Genomic DNA, 19,855 nt, shown 5'->3' with positions numbered 1-19,855 from the left:
CCTCCATTCAGAAGCCTTTATCTGCCCTTTAACTCCGATATAACGCTTTCCCGGGCCTGCCAGTCAACAGCTGGTGCCCAACCACCTCCGGCCGTTTTTGGGCGGCCGCTCCGCGGGTGCCCGGACCTGGCGAGGAGAGCACCATGGGGTCATGGGCGGACGCATCGGTGACATCAGCGCACCAGGGCGCGTCGCGGCACCCGATGAGGCCATCGGCCTGGACGAACTGGCCCTCGCGGCCCGCAATCACGGGCTGCCGCTGGAGGCCATGCGCTACGACCTGACCCCGGCCGGACTGCACTACGTCCTGGTCCACTACGACATCCCCGCGACCGACGCCGACAGTTGGGAGCTGACCGTCAGCGGCCGGGTGCGCAATGCGCTGACACTGGACATGCCGACGCTGCGGTCCCTCCCGGCGGTCACCCGGCGCGTGACGATGGAGTGCGCGGGCAACGGCCGGGCCCGGCTCTCGCCGCGCCCGGTGAGCCAGCCCTGGCTGGTCGAGGCGGTCGGAACCGCCGATTGGACGGGGGTGCCGCTGCGCACGCTGCTCGCCGAGGCCGGGGTGGCCGCGGAAGCCGTCGAGGCCGTATTCACCGGAGCCGATCATGGCGTCGAGCGCGGAATCGAGCAGGACTACCGGCGCAGCCTGCCGTTGCCCGTGGCCATGGGCGACGATCCGGAGGTGCTGGTGGCGTACGCGATGAACTGGGGGCCCCTGCCGCCGCAGCACGGCAGTCCGCTGCGGCTCGTCGTCCCCGGCTGGTACGGCATGGCACAGGTGAAGTGGCTGCGCGACATCGCCCTCACCGACACCCCGTTCACAGGCTTCCAGCAGGCGGTGGCCTACCGCTACCGGCAAGGGGCCGACGATCCCGGGGAGCCGGTCACCCGGATCGCGCCACGAGCCCTGATGATCCCGCCCGGGTTCCCCGACTTCATGTCCCGGGCCCGTGTCGTACGCCCCGGTGAGGTGCCGCTGGAGGGCCGGGCCTGGTCCGGGCACGCCCCGGTGACGAAGGTGGAGGTGAGCACCGACGGCGGCGGCTCCTGGAGCGAGGCCGAACTCGCCCCGGCGGACGGGCACCGGTGGGCCTGGCGGCGCTGGCAGTCCTCCTGGGCCGCCGCGCCGGGCAGCCATGTGCTCAGCGTCCGCGCCACCGACGCCGATGGCCGCACTCAGCCCCTCAGCCAGCCGTGGAACCGCGGCGGCTTCGCCAACAACCTGGTCCAGCGGATCTCCGTACTGTGTCTGGAGAACGGCCAGGCCTTCACGGCTTAGGCCGTCACGGAGGAGGTCTCACTGCGCAGGTCTTACTGCGGCAGCGCCTGCTCGGCCCAGATCGTCTTGCCGTCGAGTGTGTGCCGTGAGCCCCACCGCAGGGTCATCTGCGCGATGAGGAAGAGACCCCGGCCGCCTTCGTCGTCGCTGCCGGCGTGGCGCAGATGGGGCGAGGTGTGTCCGTTGTCGGAGACCTCACAGATCAGCGTCTGGTCGCGGATGATACGCAGCTGAATCGGGCCGGCCGCGTACCGCACGGCGTTGGTGACGAGTTCGCTGACCACCAGCTCGGTGGTGAACACGACCTCGTCGTCCAGGCCCCACTCCCCTACCTTCCCGGCGACCATCGCCCGGGCCCGGGCGACCTCCTCCGGATCGGCCTCCAGCTCCCATGCGGCCACCTGGTGGCGGTCCAGCGTGCGCGTGCGTACGAGCAGCAGCGCGACGTCGTCCTCGACGGAGCCGGGCAGCAACGGCCCCACCGCCTCGTCGCACAGTTCCTCGAGCGGGCGCAGGTGCTTGGTGAGGACGGCGCGGATCCGGTCGAATTCAGCGTCGACGTCCCGGCCCCGGCCCCGGACGAGGCCATCGGTGAACAGGGCGACGAGGCTGCCTTCGGGCAGTTTCAGTTCGGCGCTCTCGAAGGGCAGGCCTCCGAGGCCGAGGGGCGGGCCCGCGGGCAGGTCGGGGAAAGCGACCGAGCCGGTTGCCGGGTCGACGACGGCGGGCAGGATGTGGCCGGCGCGCGCCATTGTGCAGAAGCCTGACACCGGGTCATACACGGCGTACATGCACGTCACGCCGAATCCGTCGTAGTCCGACGCGTTGTCGCTCTCGAAGACGGCGGCGGCATGCTCCTCGGCGTTCTGGCTGATCATGTCGTCCAGGCGCGTGAGGAGCTCCTCGGGCGCGAGGTCGAGCCGGGCGAGCACACGTACGCTCGTGCGCAGCCGGCCCATGGTGGCCGCGGCGCGCAGACCGTGGCCGACCACATCGCCGACGACCAGACCGACCCGCGCGCCCGGCAGGGGGATGACATCGAACCAGTCGCCGCCGACTCCGGCCTTGCTGTCCGCGGGCAGATAGCGGTACGCCATCTCGAGCGCGGTGAGCCGCGGCAGAGTCTGCGGAAGCAGACTGCGCTGAAGCATGAGGGCGGCGGCGTGCTCACGGGTGTAGCGGCGGGCGTTGTCGATGCACATGGCGGCCCTGGCGACCAGCTCGTCGGCGACCGCCAGCTCACCGGTGTCGAACGGGTCGGGGTGACTGTCCCGCTCGAAGGTGACCACTCCCAGCGTGGCGCCCTCCGCGCGCAGGGGCACGACCAGGCGCGAACTCGGGGGCGGTCGCCCGGCGGCACCGTGGGTGAGCACCCGGCGTTCCAGTACGGACCGTCCCGAGACGAGGCTGCGGGCCTGGGGCGAGTCGGGCGGGAAGTCGATCCGCTCGGCGGGACCGGCTTCGTCCGCACCCTGCGCCTCCTGTTCCGGCCCTCCCCACACGCGGACCACGCGTCTCGTCGGCTCGCTGCCCGGCGCGGGCTGATCGCCGCACAGGACGTCCTCCAGGAGGTCGACCGTGATCGCGTCGGCGAACTGCGGAACGATGACGGCGGAGAGCTCCTGCGCCGTGCGGGCCATGTCCAAGGTGGTGCCCATCTGTCCGCCCGCCCGGACCAGAAGGTCCAGTCGCTGCTGCGCGAGATAGCGGGCGGTGATGTCCACCGTCTCCTCGCACACGCCCAACGAGGAGGAGCCGGCGTCCTGCAGCCGGTAGTAGGAGCACGACCAGACGTGGTCGTGGTCCGGGTCCACGGGAGGGCGGCCGCGGTAGTGGAGTTCGATGACGGGTTCGCCGGTGGCGAGCACGTGGCGCATCATCTCCTCCAGCGTCGCCGGATACTGCGAGGAGAGGACCTCGCCGTGGGTCACCATGTCGTCCGGGCCCATGCCCTCGTACTGCGTGGTGCCCATCTCCTGGAGCAGGGCGAAGTTCGTCCAGACCACCCTTAGCCGTGTGTCGTAGATGGCCAGGCCGACCGGTGACTGCGTCGCCAGGCCGCGGAGCATCGCCTGCAGGGCCTCCCACTCTTCCGTCTCGTCCGCCTCGGCCAGGCTCAGCAGCCGGGCGGGCCCGCCTCCCGTGTGGGACAGCGGAAGCACCGCGGTGGCCACGCGCAGGGTATGGCCGTCCCGGTGCCGTATGGGCAGCACCTGCCGGCGGGAGAACGGGGCGCCCGGAAGGTCCGCCCCGGTGCGATGCCCGCCCGCTGTGTCCGCCACCAGGGCGCCGATCGGATGCCCGAGCACTTCATGCGGCGGGTAGCCCAGCAGCGACTGGGCCGTGGGACTCCACCCGACGACGTTGCCGTGGGCGTCCAGCACTGCCGTGGCTGCTCTCGTGACATCGAGGGGGCCGCGGTAGCCACGACTCTCGGCCGCGTTCAGCGTGCTCATGGCACCCGCCTCGCTCCGGCCCCGCGCTCATGCGTCGTCGATACCTCGGCCCGGCGGGCGGCGAGCAGCAGTGCGATGTCGTCGGGCCGGTCCGTGGCGTGCCGGGCCTCGCGGATGAGCCGGTCCGCCGTCTCGGCGAGAGAGGACGAGCCGGTTTCGGCGAGTGTGTTGCACAGTTGGTCGATGCCGAGGTCGATATCGCTTCCCGGCTGCTCCACCAGCCCGTCGGTGTACAGCGCCAGGACCTCGCCCCGCGCGAGCCGCAGTTCGGTGACGGGGTACACGGCGTCGACGTCGACGCCGAGCACGACGCCGCCGCGGAGGTCCAGGACCTCGGTGCCACCGTCGACGTGCCGCAGCAGGGGCTGCGGATGCCCGGCCCGTACCGCCTGGGCCAGGCCGGATGCCGGGTCAAGGACGATGTAGCAGCAGCTGGCGAACTGGCCGGGATCGAGGTCGATGAGCAGCCCATTGGTGCCGGTCATCACCTCCTGCGGATCGTGGCCGCTGAGGGCGAAGGCACGTACGGCGCTTCGCAGCTGGCCCATGGTGGCGGCGGCGGAGACGCCGTGTCCCTGTACGTCGCCGATGACCAGCGCCAGCCCCCGCTCGGTCTCCGCGACGTCGTACCAGTCGCCTCCGACGTCCATGCCCTGAGTGCCGGGGAGGTATCGCGCGACGGTGTCGACGCCTTCGACCACGGGCAGCCGGTGCGGCAGCAGGGCGTCCTGCAGGCCACGGGCGAGGGCGGCCTCGGTGTCGTAGCGCTGGGCTCGCTGGAGGGCCTGCGCGATGAGTCCGGCCAGCGCGGTGAGGACCGTGCGCTCTTCGGGGCTGAAGCCGCGCGGCTTGTCGAAGCCGAGGATGCAGGAGCCGACGGGACGCCCGGAGGCGATCAGCGGAAGGAAGGCCCTGGCGCCGACGTTGGCGTCCATGGGGATGCCTGGGTAGGCGGCGGCCAGGCGTTCCATGGACTCGAAGAAAATGGGACGGCCGGAGGTGAGGGTCTCCACGCCGGGCAGCCGGGCGTCGAGGCCGACGCCGTCGAAGCGGTCGAGGAAGCCCTGCGGGAAACCGGTCTCCCAGGCGAGGTAGAGATGTCGCTCGTTCAGGAGGTAGATCGCCAGCTGTCGGCCGCCGAAGGCGGGCAGCAGCTCCTCCGTGACCACGGCGGAGACCTGGCGGGCGGTGACGGCCTCGGTGAGCGCGATGGCCAGGGCGACCGGGCGGTACAGCGCCGCGGCGCGGTCGGCCGGGGAGCCGAGTCCCACGCCCGGCTGGACGACGGACCGGGGCGAGTACGCGGGCTTCTCCGCCTCGGCGAGAGTGAGCGTCATCCCGTCGTGGCCGGGGTAGAGGGAGACGGACTTCCACTCCTTGAACGCGCTCTGGGCCATGAAGTGGACAGGGTCGTGGGAGAGCAGTGCGGCCCGGAAATGGTCCTCGTAGCCGGGGTGCCCGAACCACGGCAGTGCCTCCCAGAGGACGCGCCCCGCCAGCTCGGACCGTGAGCAGCCGAGCAGCGTCTCCGCGCCGTGGTTGAGGTAGGTGATCCGGCCGAGGCGGTCGAGCGAGAAGATGCATCGCGGGAGCCGGTCGGTGGCTTCGCCGGTGATGGGCCCGACGCCGAGGTCCACAAGGAAGCCGGCCAGGTGACTGCCGGAGCCGCCGTCCGGCGGGAGCGCACGGCCCGAGAGTTCGAGCAGGTGCGGTCGGCCGTCGGGGCCTTGCAGCCGCATCCTGCGCGACACGCGCCGGCCCGAGACCACCGCCTGTCTGGCGATCGCCCAGAGTCCGTACACGTCCTCCGGCGCCAGCCGCGCCGCGAGAGCGTCGATGGTGCCGGGGAAGGCCGCGGGATCGCAGCCCAGGATGGCGCACAGCTCGTCGTCGGCGGATACGGCGCCACTCTCGAGGTCCCAGTCGAAGTGACCGATCCGCACCGGGGGCGTGGTGACCGCTGGCAACTGGACAGAGACCGGCTCACCGTCCCACTCGACGGGCCCACCGGCAGCGCTCAGCTCCGCGAGGGCGCCGCCGAGCCGCCTCGCGTCGGTCATCAGCCGGCGGCGGTCGCTCTGGCTGACCGGCTCTCCGGGGGTGGCCCGGCGCAGCACAAACAGCACCCCGTACTTCTCGCGGCCGCTGAAGACCGGCGCGTACAGGGAGCCGAAGGGGTACGGCAGGCCCGCCATCAGCTGCGGGAAGCGGCGCATGGCTTCCTCGGCGTCGGAGAGATGGACGGCCTGGCCCGATCGATGGGCCTCGGCCACCGGGAACGGCCGGTTCACATGCATGCGCCACCAGGGGCGGAAGAGCGTGGACGGCAACCCGGCGAGCACGGCGAGGCGGAGCAGCCCTTGCCTCCGGGAGCGCAGATAGACGCCGCCTGCGTACCCGCCGACCGATTCGATCCCGCTGACGGCGGCCTGCGCGAGCACCAGGGCCAGTTCGTCCGGAAGCCGGCCGGTGGTGTTCGGCTTCCCGGGCGGCGGCCCACTCTCACTCAGCGGTGCGTGCCCGGCCGCCCCGTACCAGTTCACACAGCCAGCATGCTCCCCGGCGGCAGTCCGGCGCATCTCAATGCCCCGTCCGCTCTGTTGGCCACCGATTCACCGGTTCACCGAATAGAACATTTCGCCCCATAGGGCGGGTAAAATCACACACAGGAAGTTTTCCCTTCAAATTTCCTGCGTGAGCCTGGAGGTAACAGTGGATGTCCTCGTGCTCATCGGTCGCATTCTCTTCTGCGTCCTGTTCCTCAACTCGGCGGTTGGCCACCTCACCAAGACGAAGGCCATGGCCGGATACGCCGCCTCCCGCGGCATCCCGGCCCCGGCTGCGGCGACCGCGGGCAGCGGACTCCTTCTCCTCGCCGGCGGGCTGATGGTGGCGTTCGGGGTCTGGGCGGACCTGGGTGCGCTGCTGCTGGTCGTCTTCCTGGTCCCGACGGCGTTCCTGATGCACGCCTTCTGGAAGGAGACCGACGAACAGACCAAGACGGTGGAGATGATCACCTTCTTCAAGGACCTCTCGCTGGCCGGTGCGGCGCTGATGCTGATGGCCTTCTTCTCGTACGCGGGCCACGATCTGGGGCTCACTCTCACGGGTCCGCTCTTCCACATCAGCTGAGCGATCGGCATCGGCTGGGCCATCGCCATCGGCATCCCGCTGAGCCATCGCCATCAGCCCCATCGGTCAGCCGGTGACGCCCTGACCTGGAGTTTTCTTCTCCAGGGCCAGGCGAACCAGGGCCGCGGCGAACACGGCCGGATCGGCGTCCCCCGCGAGTCGAGCGAGCTTCCCGGGCTCGTCCGGCAGCCCGAGGCGGCGCGCGCCTTCGAGGGCCTTGCCGTCCAGATACGGGGCCACCTCGGGCCAGACTCCCTGCACCTCGCGCAGGAAGATGTCCGCGCCGGCCGGGCCGAGGCCGGGGAACTTCCGCAGCAGGCGGCGCAGGGCGCCGGCATCCCCGTCGGCCTCTTCCCGCAGGCGGCGCAGATCGCCTCCGTAGGTGCTGATCAGCAGCTCGGCCCCGTCACCGAGCTGGGTCGAGGTGCGCTCGTCGTAGCGGCGGTAGCCCCCTCGCCCCAGCGCGTCGACCCGGCTCTGCCAGGTGGCCGCCGCCATCCGCTTCGGGTCGCCCAGCCCGGCGTCGTAGAGCGCGCGGGCGGCGGCGAGGGCGATGCCGCTGCGGATGCGGGCGCTCAGCAGTACGGCGAGCACCAGCAGCCGGTAGAGCGGCTGCGGGGTGTTCCGCAGCCGGATGCCCGCTTCCTCGGCGTACGTACGGCCGTAGGAGTCGAGCAGCCGGCGGACCTTCTCCTGGTGCCGTGCCTGCGGCATGGCACAACCTCCCTTCTACGCAGGGGGTTTGAGCGGGTCGTGCCCGATCGACATCAGGCGGTTGCGCAGGGCCGGATCGCTGTCTCGGGGATCGTCATGCTGTTGGGCGCCGACGGTGTCCACGACGTCGTACATGACGCTGATGTCGTCATTCGTGAGGTCGGCGCGGCGCTTTTGCAAAATGCCGAGCACAAGCAGCCCGATGGGGCTGCCGGCGTGTTCCGGCGGCGGCTCCGCGCTCTTGTCCGCGTCGTACGCCGTCAGCCAGGCACTCAGCTCCTGCGAAGTCATATTGACCACACGATGGAACTCCGCCCAGAGCGCGTCGAGTTCAAGGGTGTCGATGTCGGCCATGGGTCCTCCCGGGAGCTTGCGCCGCCTCTTGGACGGCGGGTTTCTGCGGACGGCGGTTTCGTTGGACGGCGGTTTCTGCGGACGGCGGCCTCGCCGGCCGCGGGGGTCAGGTGCGTTCCAGCTGGGCGAGCAGGCTGCTGTCGAGGTGAGAGAGCAGATCCGCGGGGTCACGGTAGACAGCTGCCGCGCCGGCGCCCTCCAGGTCGGCGCGCGCGATTCCTCCCGACAGCAGGGCCACGGCGCGGACGCCCGCCTTCGCCGCCGCCTCCATGTCCCACACCGTGTCGCCGACGAACACCGCTTCATCCGCCGGGGCTCCGGCAAGCTCCAGGGCGCGAAGCACCGGATCGGGCGCCGGTTTTCCCTCGGCCACGTCGTCCGCGCTCGCCGTTCCCGCGATGACATCGTCCGCGTCGATGGCGCGTCGCAGAGCGGCCAGTTCGCGCCCTCCGGCGGAGGTGGCGAGGACGATCCGCCAGCCGCGGTTCGCCAGGGTGTGCAGCAGATCGCGTGCCCCGTCCAACGGCGCCAGGCGCTCGGCGTACGTGCCGTAGAGAGCCTTGTGCCCGGCGCTGATCCGCGCGTCCTGGTCGCGGTCCCTGCCGTCGCCGAGCAGATGCGCGATCAGATCGTCGGAACCGAGGCCGATCGCCCGGTGGATGGCGTGGGTCGATACCCGGTGTCCGGCCTGGCGGAACGCCTCCCACCAGGTCGTCACATGCAGATGGTTCGTGTCGACGAGGGTTCCGTCGACGTCGAACAGTGCCGCGCGCGCCATGTCGTCCTCGCTCTCCGTGCGCCCGGTGTCCCCGTGCGACAGTGCTCTGCCTGCCCACTGTCGCCTGCCCACTCTCCCGCCATCACACCGTCTGCGCCGCCCATGGCTTCAGCAGAGTCTTGATCATGCCGTCCCGCTTCTCCTGGAACATCTCGTACGCCTTCGGTCCTTCCTCCAGCGGCATCCTGTGCGTCGCGAAGCCCTCCACGCCGAGCACGTCATCGTCGTCGAGCAGCGGCAGGATGTCGTCCACCCAGCGCTTGACGTTGGCCTGGCCCATCCGGAGCTGGATCTGCTTGTCGAAGAGGGTCAGCAGCGGCAGCGGGTCGACCGCGCCGCCGTACACACCGGCCAGCGAAATCGTGCCGCCGCGCCGTACGACGTCGATCGCCGTGTAGAGCGCGTTCAGGCGGTCCACTCCGGCGTGTTCCATCACCCGTTCGGCGACGGGGTCGGGCAGCAGGCCGGTGATCCACTGGGCCGCCTTCACGACGGGCGCGCCGTGCGCCTCCATCCCGACGGCGTCGATCACGGCGTCGGTCCCCCGTCCGTCCGTCAGGTCGCGGATGGCGTCGCCGAGCCCCTTGCCATACCTGCGCAGGTCCATCACCGTGACCCCGTGGTGCGCGGCCCTGGCCAGCCGGGTCGGCACCAGGTCGACGCCCAGGACCAGTCCGGCGCCGCGGTGCAGGGCGACGCGGGCGGCCATCTCACCGACCGGTCCGAGACCCAGCACGGTGACAGACCCGCCCGGCGGGATGGCGGCGTACTCGACGGCCTGCCACGCGGTCGGCAGCACGTCGGACAGATACACGAAACGCTCGTCGACAGGCCCGTGCGGCACCTTGATCGGAAGGCTGTTGCCGAAGGGCACCCTCATGTACTCGGCCTGCCCGCCCGGCACCTGGCCGTACAGCTTGCTGTAGCCGAACAGAGCGGCCCCTGTGCCCCGCTCACGGACCTGCGTGGTCTCGCACTGCGAGTGCAGCCCCTGCTCGCACATGAAGCAGTGCCCGCACGAAATGTTGAAGGGGATGACGACCCGGTCGCCGGGAGCGAGAGAGGTCACCTCGGGACCGGTCTCCTCGACGACGCCCATCGGTTCGTGCCCGAGGATGTCTCCGGGGTCCATATACGGGCCCAACACCTCGTACAGATGCAGGTCCGACCCGCAGATGCCGGTGGATGTGACCCGCACGACGATGTCCTCGGGATCCTTGATGTGAGGGTCGGGCACGGTCTCCACCCGCACATCCCGCTTTCCCTGCCATGTCAGCGCGCGCATGCCTTCCTCCTGTCACGGTGATGGTTCCGACGCACTCCGGGTCCCCCGCGGGTGTCTCGTTACACGTGGACAGGTGGGAAGGTGGAGAGGTGGGGAGGTGGTGACAGGTGGGGACGTGGACAGTGGACGCATGAACACGTGGGCCGCCCGGCACGACGACGTGCGGGTCGCCGTTTCATCCGGGCGGATGTGGAAACCCGGAACCCCGTAGCACTGGACGTAGCACTGGACCAAGGTCATGGAGTACGCCATGAACCCGACCACAGGACTGCGAGTGGTGGTCACCGGAGCCACCGGCAATGTCGGCACCAGCGTGGTGCGGGCCCTCGCGGATCATCCGCAGATCGGCTCCGTTCTGGGCCTCGCCCGCAGGATCCCCGAGCTGAGTGTCCCGAAGACCGAGTGGGCCGCCGTGGATCTCGCCCGGCTGGAGGACAGTCGGCTGCTCTGGCCGCACTTCGCCGGGGCGGACGCGGTCATTCATCTCGCCTGGCGGTTCCAGCCGACCCACGACCCGGGCATCACCTGGGAGACCAACGTCCTCGGCTCGCTCGAGGTGTTCAACGCGGTCGCGTCCGCCGGTGTGCCGACGCTGATCCACGCATCATCGGTCGGCGCGTACTCACCGGGGCCGAAGGAGGGCCCCGGCGTCGACGAGTCGTGGCCCACCCATGGCTGGCCGGACGCCGCGTACTGCCGCGAGAAGGCCTACCTCGAACGAGTTCTGGACACCTACGAGCGGGACCATCCCCAGGTGCGCGTCGTACGGATGCGACCCTGCTTCCTGTTCAAGGAAGGCGCGGCGAGCGAACAACGCCGCATCTTCGCCGGCCGTTTCCTGCCCGGGCCACTGCTGCGGCCCGAACTGCTGCCGTACGTACCGGACTTGAAGGGCCTGCGCTTCCAGGCACTGCACACCGATGACGCCGCCGAGGCCTACCGCCTGGCGGTGCTGCGCGATGTGCGCGGAGCGTTCAATCTGGCCGCCGAACCGGTGGTCGACGCCCGGTCGCTGGGCGAACTCCTCGACGCACGCGTGGTGCCAGTGCCGCGGCAGGCGGTACGGGCAGTGCTGGCCGCCGCCTGGGGACTGCATGTGGCCCCGGCGTCCCCGCACCTGTTCGACGCGGTGCTGCGGCTGCCCCTCCTCGACTCCTCTCGCGCGCATGACGAGCTGGGCTGGAGGCCGTCACACACCTCGCTCGAGGCGATCCAGGAATTCCTGCGCGGAGTCCGCCAGGGCAGCGGCGAACCCACAGCTCCGCTCGCGGGCCACAAGGCGCACTGAGCGGGACCCCTCGAAGATCACTCGCCCCCCCTGACCCTCGGCAGGGGGTCGATCCCAGCGACTCGGTCCGAACCCGCCGACGTGCGCGTGAACGGTGTCGAGCCGGCCGCAACCTCGGACTCGTTGACGTGCGGTGTCAGCCCGGCCATCGCAGGATGGTCCTTGTCCAGGGCGTACTGACGCAGGCGGGACCACCGGCTGCTCCTGACGAAGGAGAACCGTGATGCCCCAATACCCGCCCATCGCGGACCACGGAATGATCGGGGACCTGCAGACAGTCGCCCTGGTGGCGTCCGACGGAGCGGTCGACTGGTTCTGCGCCCCGCGATTCGACTCGCCCAGCATCTTCGCCGCCCTCCTCGACCAGGAGCGCGGCGGAAGTTTCAGGATCGCAGCCGACGCCCCGGACGTCCGCGTCACCCAGCTCTACCTCCCCGACACCGCGGTGCTCGTCACCCGCTTCCTCACCGCCGCGGGGGTGGGCGAGGTCGTGGACCTCATGCCTCTTCACTCCCCCGAAACCGCGACGGACCGGCACCGGATGTTCCGGGTGATGCGCGTCGTACGCGGCAGCATGAGCTTCACCGTGGATTGCAGCCCCCGCTTCGACTACGGCCGCGCCACGCACACGCTCAAGATGGCCGAGACGGGCGACGGCGCCGTGTTCACCGGCCCCGGCATCGACCTGCACCTGCAGAGCAGCGCACCGCTGTGGACCGACAACGGCACCGACGTCCAGGGCGCCGTCACGCTCCGGGCGGGCGAGACCGCCGCGATCGTGCTGACCACCTGCGCCAACGACGCGGAGCCACCCGAGCCGCTGACCCGCGCGGCCGCCGAGACAGCCTGGGCGTCGACCGTGGACTTCTGGCACCGGTGGCTGCGTACCTCCCGGTACCGCGGCCGCTGGCGGCAGACCGTGAACCGCTCCGCCATCACGCTCAAGCTGCTCACCTACGCCCCCACGGGCGCCCCGGTCGCCGCCGCCACCGCCGGACTGCCCGAGCAGATCGGGGGCGAGCGCAACTGGGACTACCGCTACACCTGGATCCGGGACGCCTCGCTGTCCCTGGGGGCGCTGATCGACCTGGGTTTCACGGATGAGGCGAACGCCTTCCGCCGCTGGCTCGGCGAGCGGCTGGCCGCCGGCGCGACCGACTCCGGCGAGCCGCTGCAGATCATGTACCGGGTGGACGGCGACCCGAAACTCGGCGAGGAGATCCTCGACCACCTGGAGGGCTACCGCAAATCCTTCCCGGTGCGCATCGGGAACGGCGCGGCCGATCAGCTCCAGCTCGACATCTACGGCGAGGCGGCGTTCGCCATGACGCAATCCGGCGGCATCGCGGAGAGCGGCGGCTTCGAGGGCTGGCAGGCGATCGCCCGCGTCCTGGACTGGCTGGCCGACAACTGGGACCAACCCGACGAGGGCATCTGGGAGACCCGCGGCGGCCGCAAGAACTTCACCTACAGCCGGCTGATGTCCTGGGTGGCCTTCGCCCGGGGCATCCGTCTGGCCCGCGAATACGCGCGCCCCGCCGACCTGGAACGCTGGACCGCCACCCGCGACGCGATCTTCCTTCAGGTGATGGAGCGCGGCTGGAGCGAGAAGCACCGGGCATTCGTCCAGCACTACGACAGCGACGTCCTGGACTCCTCACTGCTGCTCATGCCCACCGTCGGTTTCGTCGCGCCGAAGGACCCGCGCTGGCTCGCCACTCTCGACGCCATGGACCGCGAGCTGGTCTCCGACAGCCTCGTCTACCGCTACGACCCGTCCGCGTCCCCCGACGGACTGCGGGGCTCCGAGGGCACGTTCACCCTTTGCACCTTCCACTACGTACAGGCCCTCGCCCGTGCGGACCGGGTCGGCGAGGCACGCTACGCCTTCGAGAAAATGCTCACCTACGCCAACCATGTGGGCCTCTTCGCCGAGGAGATCGGCCCGACGGGAGAGCAACTGGGCAACTTCCCCCAGGCGTTCACCCACCTGTCACTCATCACGGCGGCGATGGCGCTGGACGACGCACTGGACAAGGCCGAAGCCCGGGAGCCGTAGCCCACTCGTGAGCTATGTTTCACGAGTGGGACGAGAAGGAGGCACACCGGTGTCATCAGGGCAGCAGGCACGCGCACAGGCGGCTGCGATCACGCCGGGGCAGCAGTCTGCGGACACCGAGGCGGCCCCCACGGACAGGGTCCTCGCACTGTTCGGCGGCCACCGGCTGTCCCCCGCGCAGCGGCGCATCGCCCAGTACCTGGTCGACCACCTCACCGAAGCGGCGTTCCTCTCGATCACGGAGCTCGCGGAGCGCGTCGGGGTGAGCCAGCCGTCGGTGACCCGCTTCGCCTCGTCCCTGGGTTTCAGCGGATTCCCCGCGCTCCGCGAGGCACTGCAGCCCATCGCCCTCAGCGCGGTCGCCCATTCACCGGACACACGCGAGGAGATCCGCCGCAATGAGCTCCAGGCCGCTGTCGACGCCGAGATCGAGAACCTGGAGAGCCTGCGACGCCTGCTCGCCGACCCCAACCAGATCCTCGACGTCGGCCGCGAACTGGCCCGGTCGACGCCGCTGACGATTCTGGGCCTGCGGATCTCGGTGTCCCTGGCGGAGTATTTCGCCTACGCGGCGAGGCGCATCCACCCCGATGTGCGCCTGGTGACCCGCGGGGGCAGCGTCGCCTACGACGCGCTGCTCCAGTCGCGGGAGGCGGGCGGGACATGGGTGCTGGCCTTCGCGATGCCGAGGCACGCGAATGAGACTCTGGCGGCGATGCGCGCCGCCCGCAGGACGGGGCTGCGTGTTGCGCTGATCACCGACCTGACACTCGGGCCGATGGTGGACGAAGCCGATGTGACGCTGACGGCGGCCACCGGATCCCGGCTCGTCTTCGACTCGTATGCAGCGCCGGGGGTGCTGTCCGCAGCCGTCCTGCAGGCCATGGCCGACGCGGATCCGGGGCGTACGCAGGTGCGGCTCGAGGGGTACGAGCAGGCCGCGGAACAGCACGACTTCTTCATCGAGGACTGACCCGGACCGGCGCGCATCGGACCGGCGGCGGCAGCACAGTCCATGCATGAATTTTTTCATACTCTTGCTTACTCGACGGTATATATATTTACTGCACGTGGTGACCACCAGCGCCCTGAAGCCGTAAGCCGGCCTCAGGCCCTTCCTGAAGGAAATTCCGCAGGCCACATGACCGAACACCCGGGGACGACGCTCCCTCCTCGCGTCGCCCCATGGTGTTCCACCCGGGCGCTCCGCTTCCCGCGGACACCCGTGGCGGCCCCGGTCAACCCCTGGGCCGGGGCCGCCAGAAACCTCCACCGTCAGAGCCCGCACGCATCACATCTGGAAGGGACAAGGATGTCCCAGATCTACACACCGCTCAGCCCGGACTGGCCTTGTCAGGTCAAGGCCCCCGGCAGCCACGACTGGGAGCGCACGGCGGCGCGCTGGCTGCGAGACCTCCTGCCGGCCCGCTACGCCGGCTATTCGACACTCACCCGCCACCACATCCTTCTCGCCCGCCATGCGCAGTTCCAGATTCAGCACGAGATACGGGCCGTGCGGGTCGCGCTCCAGACGAGCAGGGCGGAGCTGCCCACCCTGGGAGTGTCCGACACGATCATCGAGAGCACCATCAGGCTGTACGCCACCGAGCTGGAGCAGCTCAACCGCCTGGCCCGCGGGGTCCGGCTGATCACCGACGCTCTCGGGGCGGGCACGGATGTTCATCGCAGGCGATCGCACTAGGAGCGCGTCAGTCTCCCCGTCCTTGCCTCACCACCCCCCGCAACCCCGCGTCCCGGCACGGGGGTTCGCCGCGCGCGGCGCTGCCAACGGCGCCCCCGTCCAGCATGGCGGACGGGGGCGCCGCCGTTCCGGGCTGAGAACCCCCGGCAACGGGAGTCGACTGGTCACCGTTTTCTGCGGATCAGGATGACCGTCAGCGCGGCAGGTGCGGCCAGTGCCGCAGTAAGTCACGGTGATCGGGCCCACGTTCACCTTCACTCTGCCCATGAAGAGTGAACCGGTGCCGCAGCTCCATGGCGCTCTCCTCACACCGGCTTCGGACGTGCGCGGTGGATCGCGCCGGCCGTTTGTGCCAGCGGGCTGCCACTGCCGCCCCAGCGCAACGCGACGATCTCCGCAGCAATCGAGATCGCCACCTCCTCGGGCGTACGGGCGCCGAGGTCGAGGCCGATGGGCGAACGCAGCCGCTCCAACTCGGCTGCGTCGACTCCGTTCGCCCGCAGTCGCGCCAAGCGGTCCTCGTGCGTACGGCGGCTGCCCATCACGCCGATGTACGCGGCCGGGGAGCCCAGGGCCACTTCGAGCAGCGGGACGTCGAACTTCGGGTCATGGGTGAGCACGCAGATCACGGTCTTGTCGTCGACTTCGGTGCCCCGCAGATACCGGTGCGGCCAGTCGACCACCACCTCGATCCCGTCCGGGAAGCGCCGGGGGTCGGCGAAGACCGGGCGCGCGTCGCACACAGTGACCCGGTAGCCGAGGAACACGCCGATCCGCGCCACCGCGGCGGCGAAGTCGATCGCGCCGAACACCAGCATCCGCGGCGGCGGAGCGAAGGACTGGAGGAACACGGTGACGTCGTCCTCGCGCCGTTCGCCGTGCGGGCCGTAGTGACGCCGGCCTGTAGCGCCCTGCGCCAGCTCCCCGCGCGCGTCGGCGGTGACCGCGGCGTCGAGGCCGGCCGATCCCAGCGAGCCGGACACCGCGTCCGGCCACACGGCGAGTACGGCGCCGCGCGGGGCGGGGCCGTCGATCACGGTCGCCACCACGACCGGGCGGTGTTCGGCGACCGACGCGGCCACCACGCCGAACGAGCCGTCGGCCACGGCCGAGACGGAGCGCACGAGGACCGTGATCTCGCCGCCGCAGGTGAGCCCGACCGCAAACGCGTCCTCGTCGCTGTAGCCGAAGGTCTGCAGCTGCGCCCGGCCGGTCTCGACGACCTCCTTGGCGAGCTCGAACACCGCGCCCTCCACGCAGCCGCCGGAGACGCTGCCCACAACCTGATCGCCGGGGCCCACGGCCATGGCCGCGCCCGGCCCGCGCGGCGCACTGCGGCTGACCGCGACGACGGTGGCGAGCCCGAACGGGCTTCCGGAGGCGTACCAGCGGCTCAGCGCCGGGAGAATCTCACGCATCGGACGCACCCCTGCCCCGCGTCCACCTTGAGCGAGATACAGGTCATTTGCCCTCCCGGATGCACAAATGAGTTCAATCCGGCGTTATGGTCCTGTATCTGCAACTGTATGTGGCGGCCCTGGGACGCGCTAACGCTCGTTCGTGCCGGCGCGGATGCCTCCGGGCCCATCTGGATGGACGCTGGAGGCATGTCGGGACACCCGCCGATCGTCGTGCACCGGGTCTCCGCCTCCGGTGGCCGCCGGGTCACGGTCCGGGACCAGATCATGGGCCTCGCCCACTCCGATGCGCATCTGCTGGAGTTTCTCCGCCAGGCCGGACTGCCGGACGCCGCAGACCTTCTCGACGACCCCACCTGGATCGAGTGGGTCGGCGACCGGCCGCACGTCTACGACCCGCTGGAGATCATGCCGTGACGACCCCGTCCCGCTTCGGCGGCGGCGGCGCAGGGGCTTGTCGCCGGCGCGGGCGGTGTGCAGTAGGAGTCGTCCCGGTTCAGGTCCGTGCCCCGCGGCACGATCTCGTCGATCCGGTCCAGCACGCCATCGCTCAGCTCGACGCCCACGCCTTCCAGCAGGTCCTCGAGCTGGGCGGGCGTCCGGGAGCCGATGATCACCGAGGTGGCGGCCGGGTGCGCCCGTACGAAAGCGATCGCCGGGCGCGGAGCTTCAGGCCCGCCTTGTCGGCGAGCTTCGTCAGCTCGCCGACAACCTCCAGCTTGCGGGCGTTGCCCGGCCTCGACGGGTCGAACTTTTGCTGCTGCACAGCCGCACGCCCGCTGCCCTCGGTGAGGTTGATGTCCGACGGCTTCCGGTACCTGACGGAGAGCCGGGCCGCCCTCAGCGAGCCCCAGGTGACGTGGCGTGAGTAAGGGCTCGGGGGCGTCTGGCGTGAGCCCCGCCTCTTCTCCCACGCGGCCGGACCCGCCATGCGAGGAGCTCGAGCGCGCCAACCGCCGAACGGGTTCTTGTCTCACGGACTCGTCCATACTGCTCAGCGTTGCCGACTACCAGGAGGAGACCCATGGCCGTCCCTGTGATCCTCGACTGCGACCCCGGACACGACGACGCGTTCAACATCATGCTGGCCGCGGCACATCCGGCGATCGAGCTACTCGCGATCACCACGGTCGCCGGCAACCAGACACTGGAGAAGACCACGCTGAACGCCCGGCGGGTGTGCACCGTCGCCGGTATCGAGGGGGTGCCGATCGGGGCCGGACGGGACCGGCCGCTGCACGGGACGGCGTCGGTGGCCGTCGGCATCCATGGCGAGTCGGGCCTGGACGGGCCGGGGTTCGGGGAGCCCACCGTGCCGCTGGATCCGCGGGACGGGGTCACCCTGATCCGGGACACCTTGCTCGCGCACCCTGTGCCGGTGACGCTCGTGCCGACCGGACCGCTGACCAATGTGGCGGCGCTGCTGCTCGGCCATCCCCGGCTGGCCGAGCGGATCGAGCGCATCGTGCTGATGGGCGGTTCGACCGGCCGGGGCAACACCACGCCCGCCGCAGAGTTCAACATCGTCTGTGACCCGGAGGCCGCCGACATCGTCTTCTCCAGCGGTCTGCCGGTGACCATGATGGGGCTGAACGCCAGTCACCAGGTGCTCGCGACGGCGGATGTGATCGCGCGGATCGACGCGCTCGGCACCCCGCTCAGCCGGCTCTGCACCGAGCTGCTGACCTTCTTCGCCGCCGCCTACCGGGAAGTCTTCGGCTTCACGGCGCCGCCGCTGCACGACCCCCTGACCGTGGCGCACATCATCGATCCGCAGCTGGTCGGCCTGGTCTTCGCGTCGGTCGCGGTCGAACTGACCGGCACCCACACCCGCGGTGCCACCGTGGTCGATCTGGACGGCGTCACCGGCCGCCCGGCGAACGCGCAGGTGGGGATGGACGTGAACGTTGCCGCCTTCTGGGACCTCATCGTCGAGGCAGTACGCACCCTGGGCGGCCACGGTCGCTCATGACCGGCCGGACATCCGGTCAAACCGCGTCGGCGGGGGGATGACGGGGCGTCGGCGCATCCCTCGCGCGCCTGCGGCATGCGGTGAAGGGGCACCGGTACGGTCGCCACAAACCACCGCCTGGAGACATCACTTCGCGGAGACACCGATGCTCATCGACCCCACCGACCCTGAGACGTTCGAAGCAGAGCCGGACGCCGACATCGCCCCTCACCAGGACGGTCGCTTCTTCGATTCCGGGATGGACTCGGCGAATGAAGCCGATCGCGCCGAGCAGTCCCTCGTCGTCGAGCTGCACGACGACGAGTACCGATAGCGCTACGACCCGGTGCGCAGTGACGACGCACCTGTACGCCAGGAGGCGAGGAGACAGTCGGCGAGACGCTCCTCCAGATGACCCGTCGCGTCGATGCCGAACGCGACGTCGGCCTCCAGGTGGGGCTCCTCCTTCAGAAGGCCGGCGATGACCTCGCGCCGCACGACCTGCTCGTGCACCGCGTCCGCTTCGACGTGCTCGCTGTAGAAGAACTCCGCGGCGGGCCCGGCCCCGGTCCGGTTCATGGCCGAGGCCAGCCGCCTCGATCCGGGGGAGGAAGTGATTTCCACGGCGGCGAAGTGTCCCACCAGTGATCCGCGCAGGGCCCGGTGCAGACCGAACAGCGACATGAGGTTCACGGTGGCCAGCATCTGTGCCGAACCGGCGTTCAGATAGTGGCCGTATGCCGTCTCCAGGCCCAGATCGGTCATGAGGTCGGCGAAGAGTTGGGCGTGGACTCGCTCTGCCCGTCCTGCGCCGAATTCGTCGAATTCCACGGCGGCCATGCCCGCCTTGGCGCGCCCCCACAGCCGCGGCAGTACCCAGGCGTGCGGATCGGCCTCCTTGAGGTGATAGAGCGAGCGTTGCGCCGCGTATTCGCGCACCTGCCACAGCTCTCCCTCGTCCTGGAGGAAGTGCGAGACACCGGTGCCGTCCACCGGCTCCACCAGAAGCTCCGCCAATGCGTCGTCCACGCATTCATGGCGGGTCGCGTCGGCGCGCAATGCGTCCAGAAACCGTCCTTCGAGCAGGGAACGCACGCCCAGGAGCGCCGGGTCCCATTCGAGTGCGGCATCGACGCCGGCAAAGCCGCGGTAGTGGAGCTCGTAACTCGCGTAGAGAGCGAGTTGCAGATCGTCTCCGTAAGGGTCCGCCTTTCGCACGGCCCGGCTTCCGGGCAGCGTGCTCTCTCCACCGAGGTAGCGGATGACCGCCGCCGAGAGTTCACCACGCTCCCGCGGCAGCACAGGTCCCAGCTGTTCCGTAGCCATATCCCCCCAGTACCCCGTGATCGTCCCTTTATCGGGCGGATGCTCCACGCAGGTGGCTCCCCCGCCCGATCCGTCGCACGGCATCGCGACGGGACAGGATGGGAGAC

General features: G+C 70.3%; 19 protein-coding genes. 9 read left to right on the top strand and 10 right to left on the bottom strand.

Annotation, left to right across the window (positions count from 1 at the left end; all coding sequences use genetic code 11):
• Positions 1-151: 151 nt before the first annotated feature.
• Entirely contained in the window at positions 152-1,285 is a 1,134-nt protein-coding gene (locus J7E87_RS05130) for a sulfite oxidase (protein ID WP_215090320.1), read from the top strand.
• A gap of 32 nt (positions 1,286-1,317) precedes the next feature.
• Here the strand turns inward: J7E87_RS05130 and J7E87_RS05125 are convergent, their stop codons facing one another.
• Together J7E87_RS05125 and J7E87_RS05120 are read right to left on the bottom strand one after the other, a co-directional pair.
• Entirely contained in the window at positions 1,318-3,741 is a 2,424-nt protein-coding gene (locus J7E87_RS05125; RefSeq protein ID WP_215090318.1) for a SpoIIE family protein phosphatase, read from the bottom strand.
• Positions 3,738-6,320, bottom strand: coding sequence for a SpoIIE family protein phosphatase (locus J7E87_RS05120; RefSeq protein ID WP_215090316.1), 2,583 nt, complete (start codon positions 6,318-6,320; stop codon positions 3,738-3,740). Before J7E87_RS05120 ends, J7E87_RS05125 begins: the two co-directional genes overlap by 4 nt.
• Before the next feature lie 133 nt (positions 6,321-6,453).
• Between J7E87_RS05120 and J7E87_RS05115 the strand changes: the two genes are divergently transcribed.
• Positions 6,454-6,873 (top strand): DoxX family protein, encoded by a 420-nt coding sequence (locus J7E87_RS05115; protein ID WP_215090483.1) that lies wholly within the window; start codon positions 6,454-6,456, stop codon positions 6,871-6,873.
• A gap of 66 nt (positions 6,874-6,939) precedes the next feature.
• Here J7E87_RS05115 and J7E87_RS05110 read toward each other — a convergent pair whose 3' ends face one another.
• The 4 genes from J7E87_RS05110 to J7E87_RS05095 form a co-directional block, all read right to left on the bottom strand.
• Positions 6,940-7,587, bottom strand: coding sequence for an endonuclease (locus tag J7E87_RS05110; RefSeq protein WP_215090314.1), 648 nt, complete (start codon positions 7,585-7,587; stop codon positions 6,940-6,942).
• A 15-nt stretch (positions 7,588-7,602) separates the two neighbouring features.
• Positions 7,603-7,941 carry a DUF3140 domain-containing protein gene (locus tag J7E87_RS05105; RefSeq protein ID WP_215090312.1) on the bottom strand — a complete coding sequence of 113 codons (339 nt, stop codon included), beginning with the start codon at positions 7,939-7,941 and terminating at the stop codon, positions 7,603-7,605.
• A gap of 106 nt (positions 7,942-8,047) precedes the next feature.
• Positions 8,048-8,719, bottom strand: coding sequence for an HAD family hydrolase (locus J7E87_RS05100; RefSeq protein ID WP_215090481.1), 672 nt, complete (start codon positions 8,717-8,719; stop codon positions 8,048-8,050).
• An 82-nt stretch (positions 8,720-8,801) separates the two neighbouring features.
• Entirely contained in the window at positions 8,802-10,004 is a 1,203-nt protein-coding gene (locus J7E87_RS05095; RefSeq protein WP_215090310.1) for an alcohol dehydrogenase catalytic domain-containing protein, read from the bottom strand.
• Between the two features lie 250 nt (positions 10,005-10,254).
• Between J7E87_RS05095 and J7E87_RS05090 the strand changes: the two genes are divergently transcribed.
• From J7E87_RS05090 to J7E87_RS05075, 4 genes are all read left to right on the top strand, one after another.
• Positions 10,255-11,292, top strand: coding sequence for an SDR family oxidoreductase (locus tag J7E87_RS05090; protein WP_215090308.1), 1,038 nt, complete (start codon positions 10,255-10,257; stop codon positions 11,290-11,292).
• Between the two features lie 223 nt (positions 11,293-11,515).
• The gene (locus J7E87_RS05085) at positions 11,516-13,351 is read left to right on the top strand and encodes a glycoside hydrolase family 15 protein (protein ID WP_215090306.1); all 1,836 of its coding nucleotides are present in this window, start codon (positions 11,516-11,518) and stop codon (positions 13,349-13,351) included.
• A gap of 49 nt (positions 13,352-13,400) precedes the next feature.
• Positions 13,401-14,324, top strand: a complete 924-nt coding sequence (locus J7E87_RS05080; RefSeq protein ID WP_215090304.1) for a MurR/RpiR family transcriptional regulator — start codon at positions 13,401-13,403, stop codon at positions 14,322-14,324.
• A 339-nt stretch (positions 14,325-14,663) separates the two neighbouring features.
• On the top strand, positions 14,664-15,053 hold the full coding sequence (locus tag J7E87_RS05075) for a hypothetical protein (protein WP_215090302.1): 390 nt from the start codon (positions 14,664-14,666) through the stop codon (positions 15,051-15,053).
• 305 nt (positions 15,054-15,358) lie between these two features.
• On the opposite strand, the gene J7E87_RS05070 is transcribed toward J7E87_RS05075, so the two are convergent.
• Entirely contained in the window at positions 15,359-16,471 is a 1,113-nt protein-coding gene (locus J7E87_RS05070; RefSeq protein ID WP_215090300.1) for an XdhC/CoxI family protein, read from the bottom strand.
• 189 nt (positions 16,472-16,660) lie between these two features.
• Between J7E87_RS05070 and J7E87_RS05065 the strand changes: the two genes are divergently transcribed.
• Complete coding sequence (locus J7E87_RS05065) at positions 16,661-16,888, top strand: hypothetical protein (RefSeq protein ID WP_215090479.1); 228 nt, start codon at positions 16,661-16,663, stop codon at positions 16,886-16,888.
• Here J7E87_RS05065 and J7E87_RS34820 read toward each other — a convergent pair.
• Positions 16,861-17,088, bottom strand: coding sequence for a hypothetical protein (locus tag J7E87_RS34820; protein ID WP_251016969.1), 228 nt, complete (start codon positions 17,086-17,088; stop codon positions 16,861-16,863). The genes J7E87_RS05065 and J7E87_RS34820 overlap by 28 nt on opposite strands.
• Positions 17,085-17,402, bottom strand: coding sequence for a hypothetical protein (locus J7E87_RS34815; protein ID WP_251016968.1), 318 nt, complete (start codon positions 17,400-17,402; stop codon positions 17,085-17,087). Before J7E87_RS34815 ends, J7E87_RS34820 begins: the two co-directional genes overlap by 4 nt.
• A gap of 93 nt (positions 17,403-17,495) precedes the next feature.
• Here J7E87_RS34815 and J7E87_RS05055 point away from each other — a divergent pair, with 93 nt between their 5' ends.
• Positions 17,496-18,443, top strand: coding sequence for a nucleoside hydrolase (locus J7E87_RS05055; RefSeq protein ID WP_215090298.1), 948 nt, complete (start codon positions 17,496-17,498; stop codon positions 18,441-18,443).
• Between the two features lie 145 nt (positions 18,444-18,588).
• Entirely contained in the window at positions 18,589-18,756 is a 168-nt protein-coding gene (locus J7E87_RS05050) for a hypothetical protein (RefSeq protein ID WP_215090296.1), read from the top strand.
• A gap of 2 nt (positions 18,757-18,758) precedes the next feature.
• Here J7E87_RS05050 and J7E87_RS05045 read toward each other — a convergent pair whose 3' ends face one another.
• On the bottom strand, positions 18,759-19,748 hold the full coding sequence (locus tag J7E87_RS05045; protein WP_215090294.1) for an iron-containing redox enzyme family protein: 990 nt from the start codon (positions 19,746-19,748) through the stop codon (positions 18,759-18,761).
• Positions 19,749-19,855: the final 107 nt, after the last annotated feature.

This window comes from Streptomyces sp. ISL-1 (assembly GCF_018614585.1).
GTDB classification, from domain to species: domain Bacteria; phylum Actinomycetota; class Actinomycetes; order Streptomycetales; family Streptomycetaceae; genus Streptomyces; species Streptomyces maoxianensis.
The sequence above is the reverse complement of the archived record's forward strand: the minus strand, read 5'-3'. Positions and strand labels throughout refer to the sequence as shown.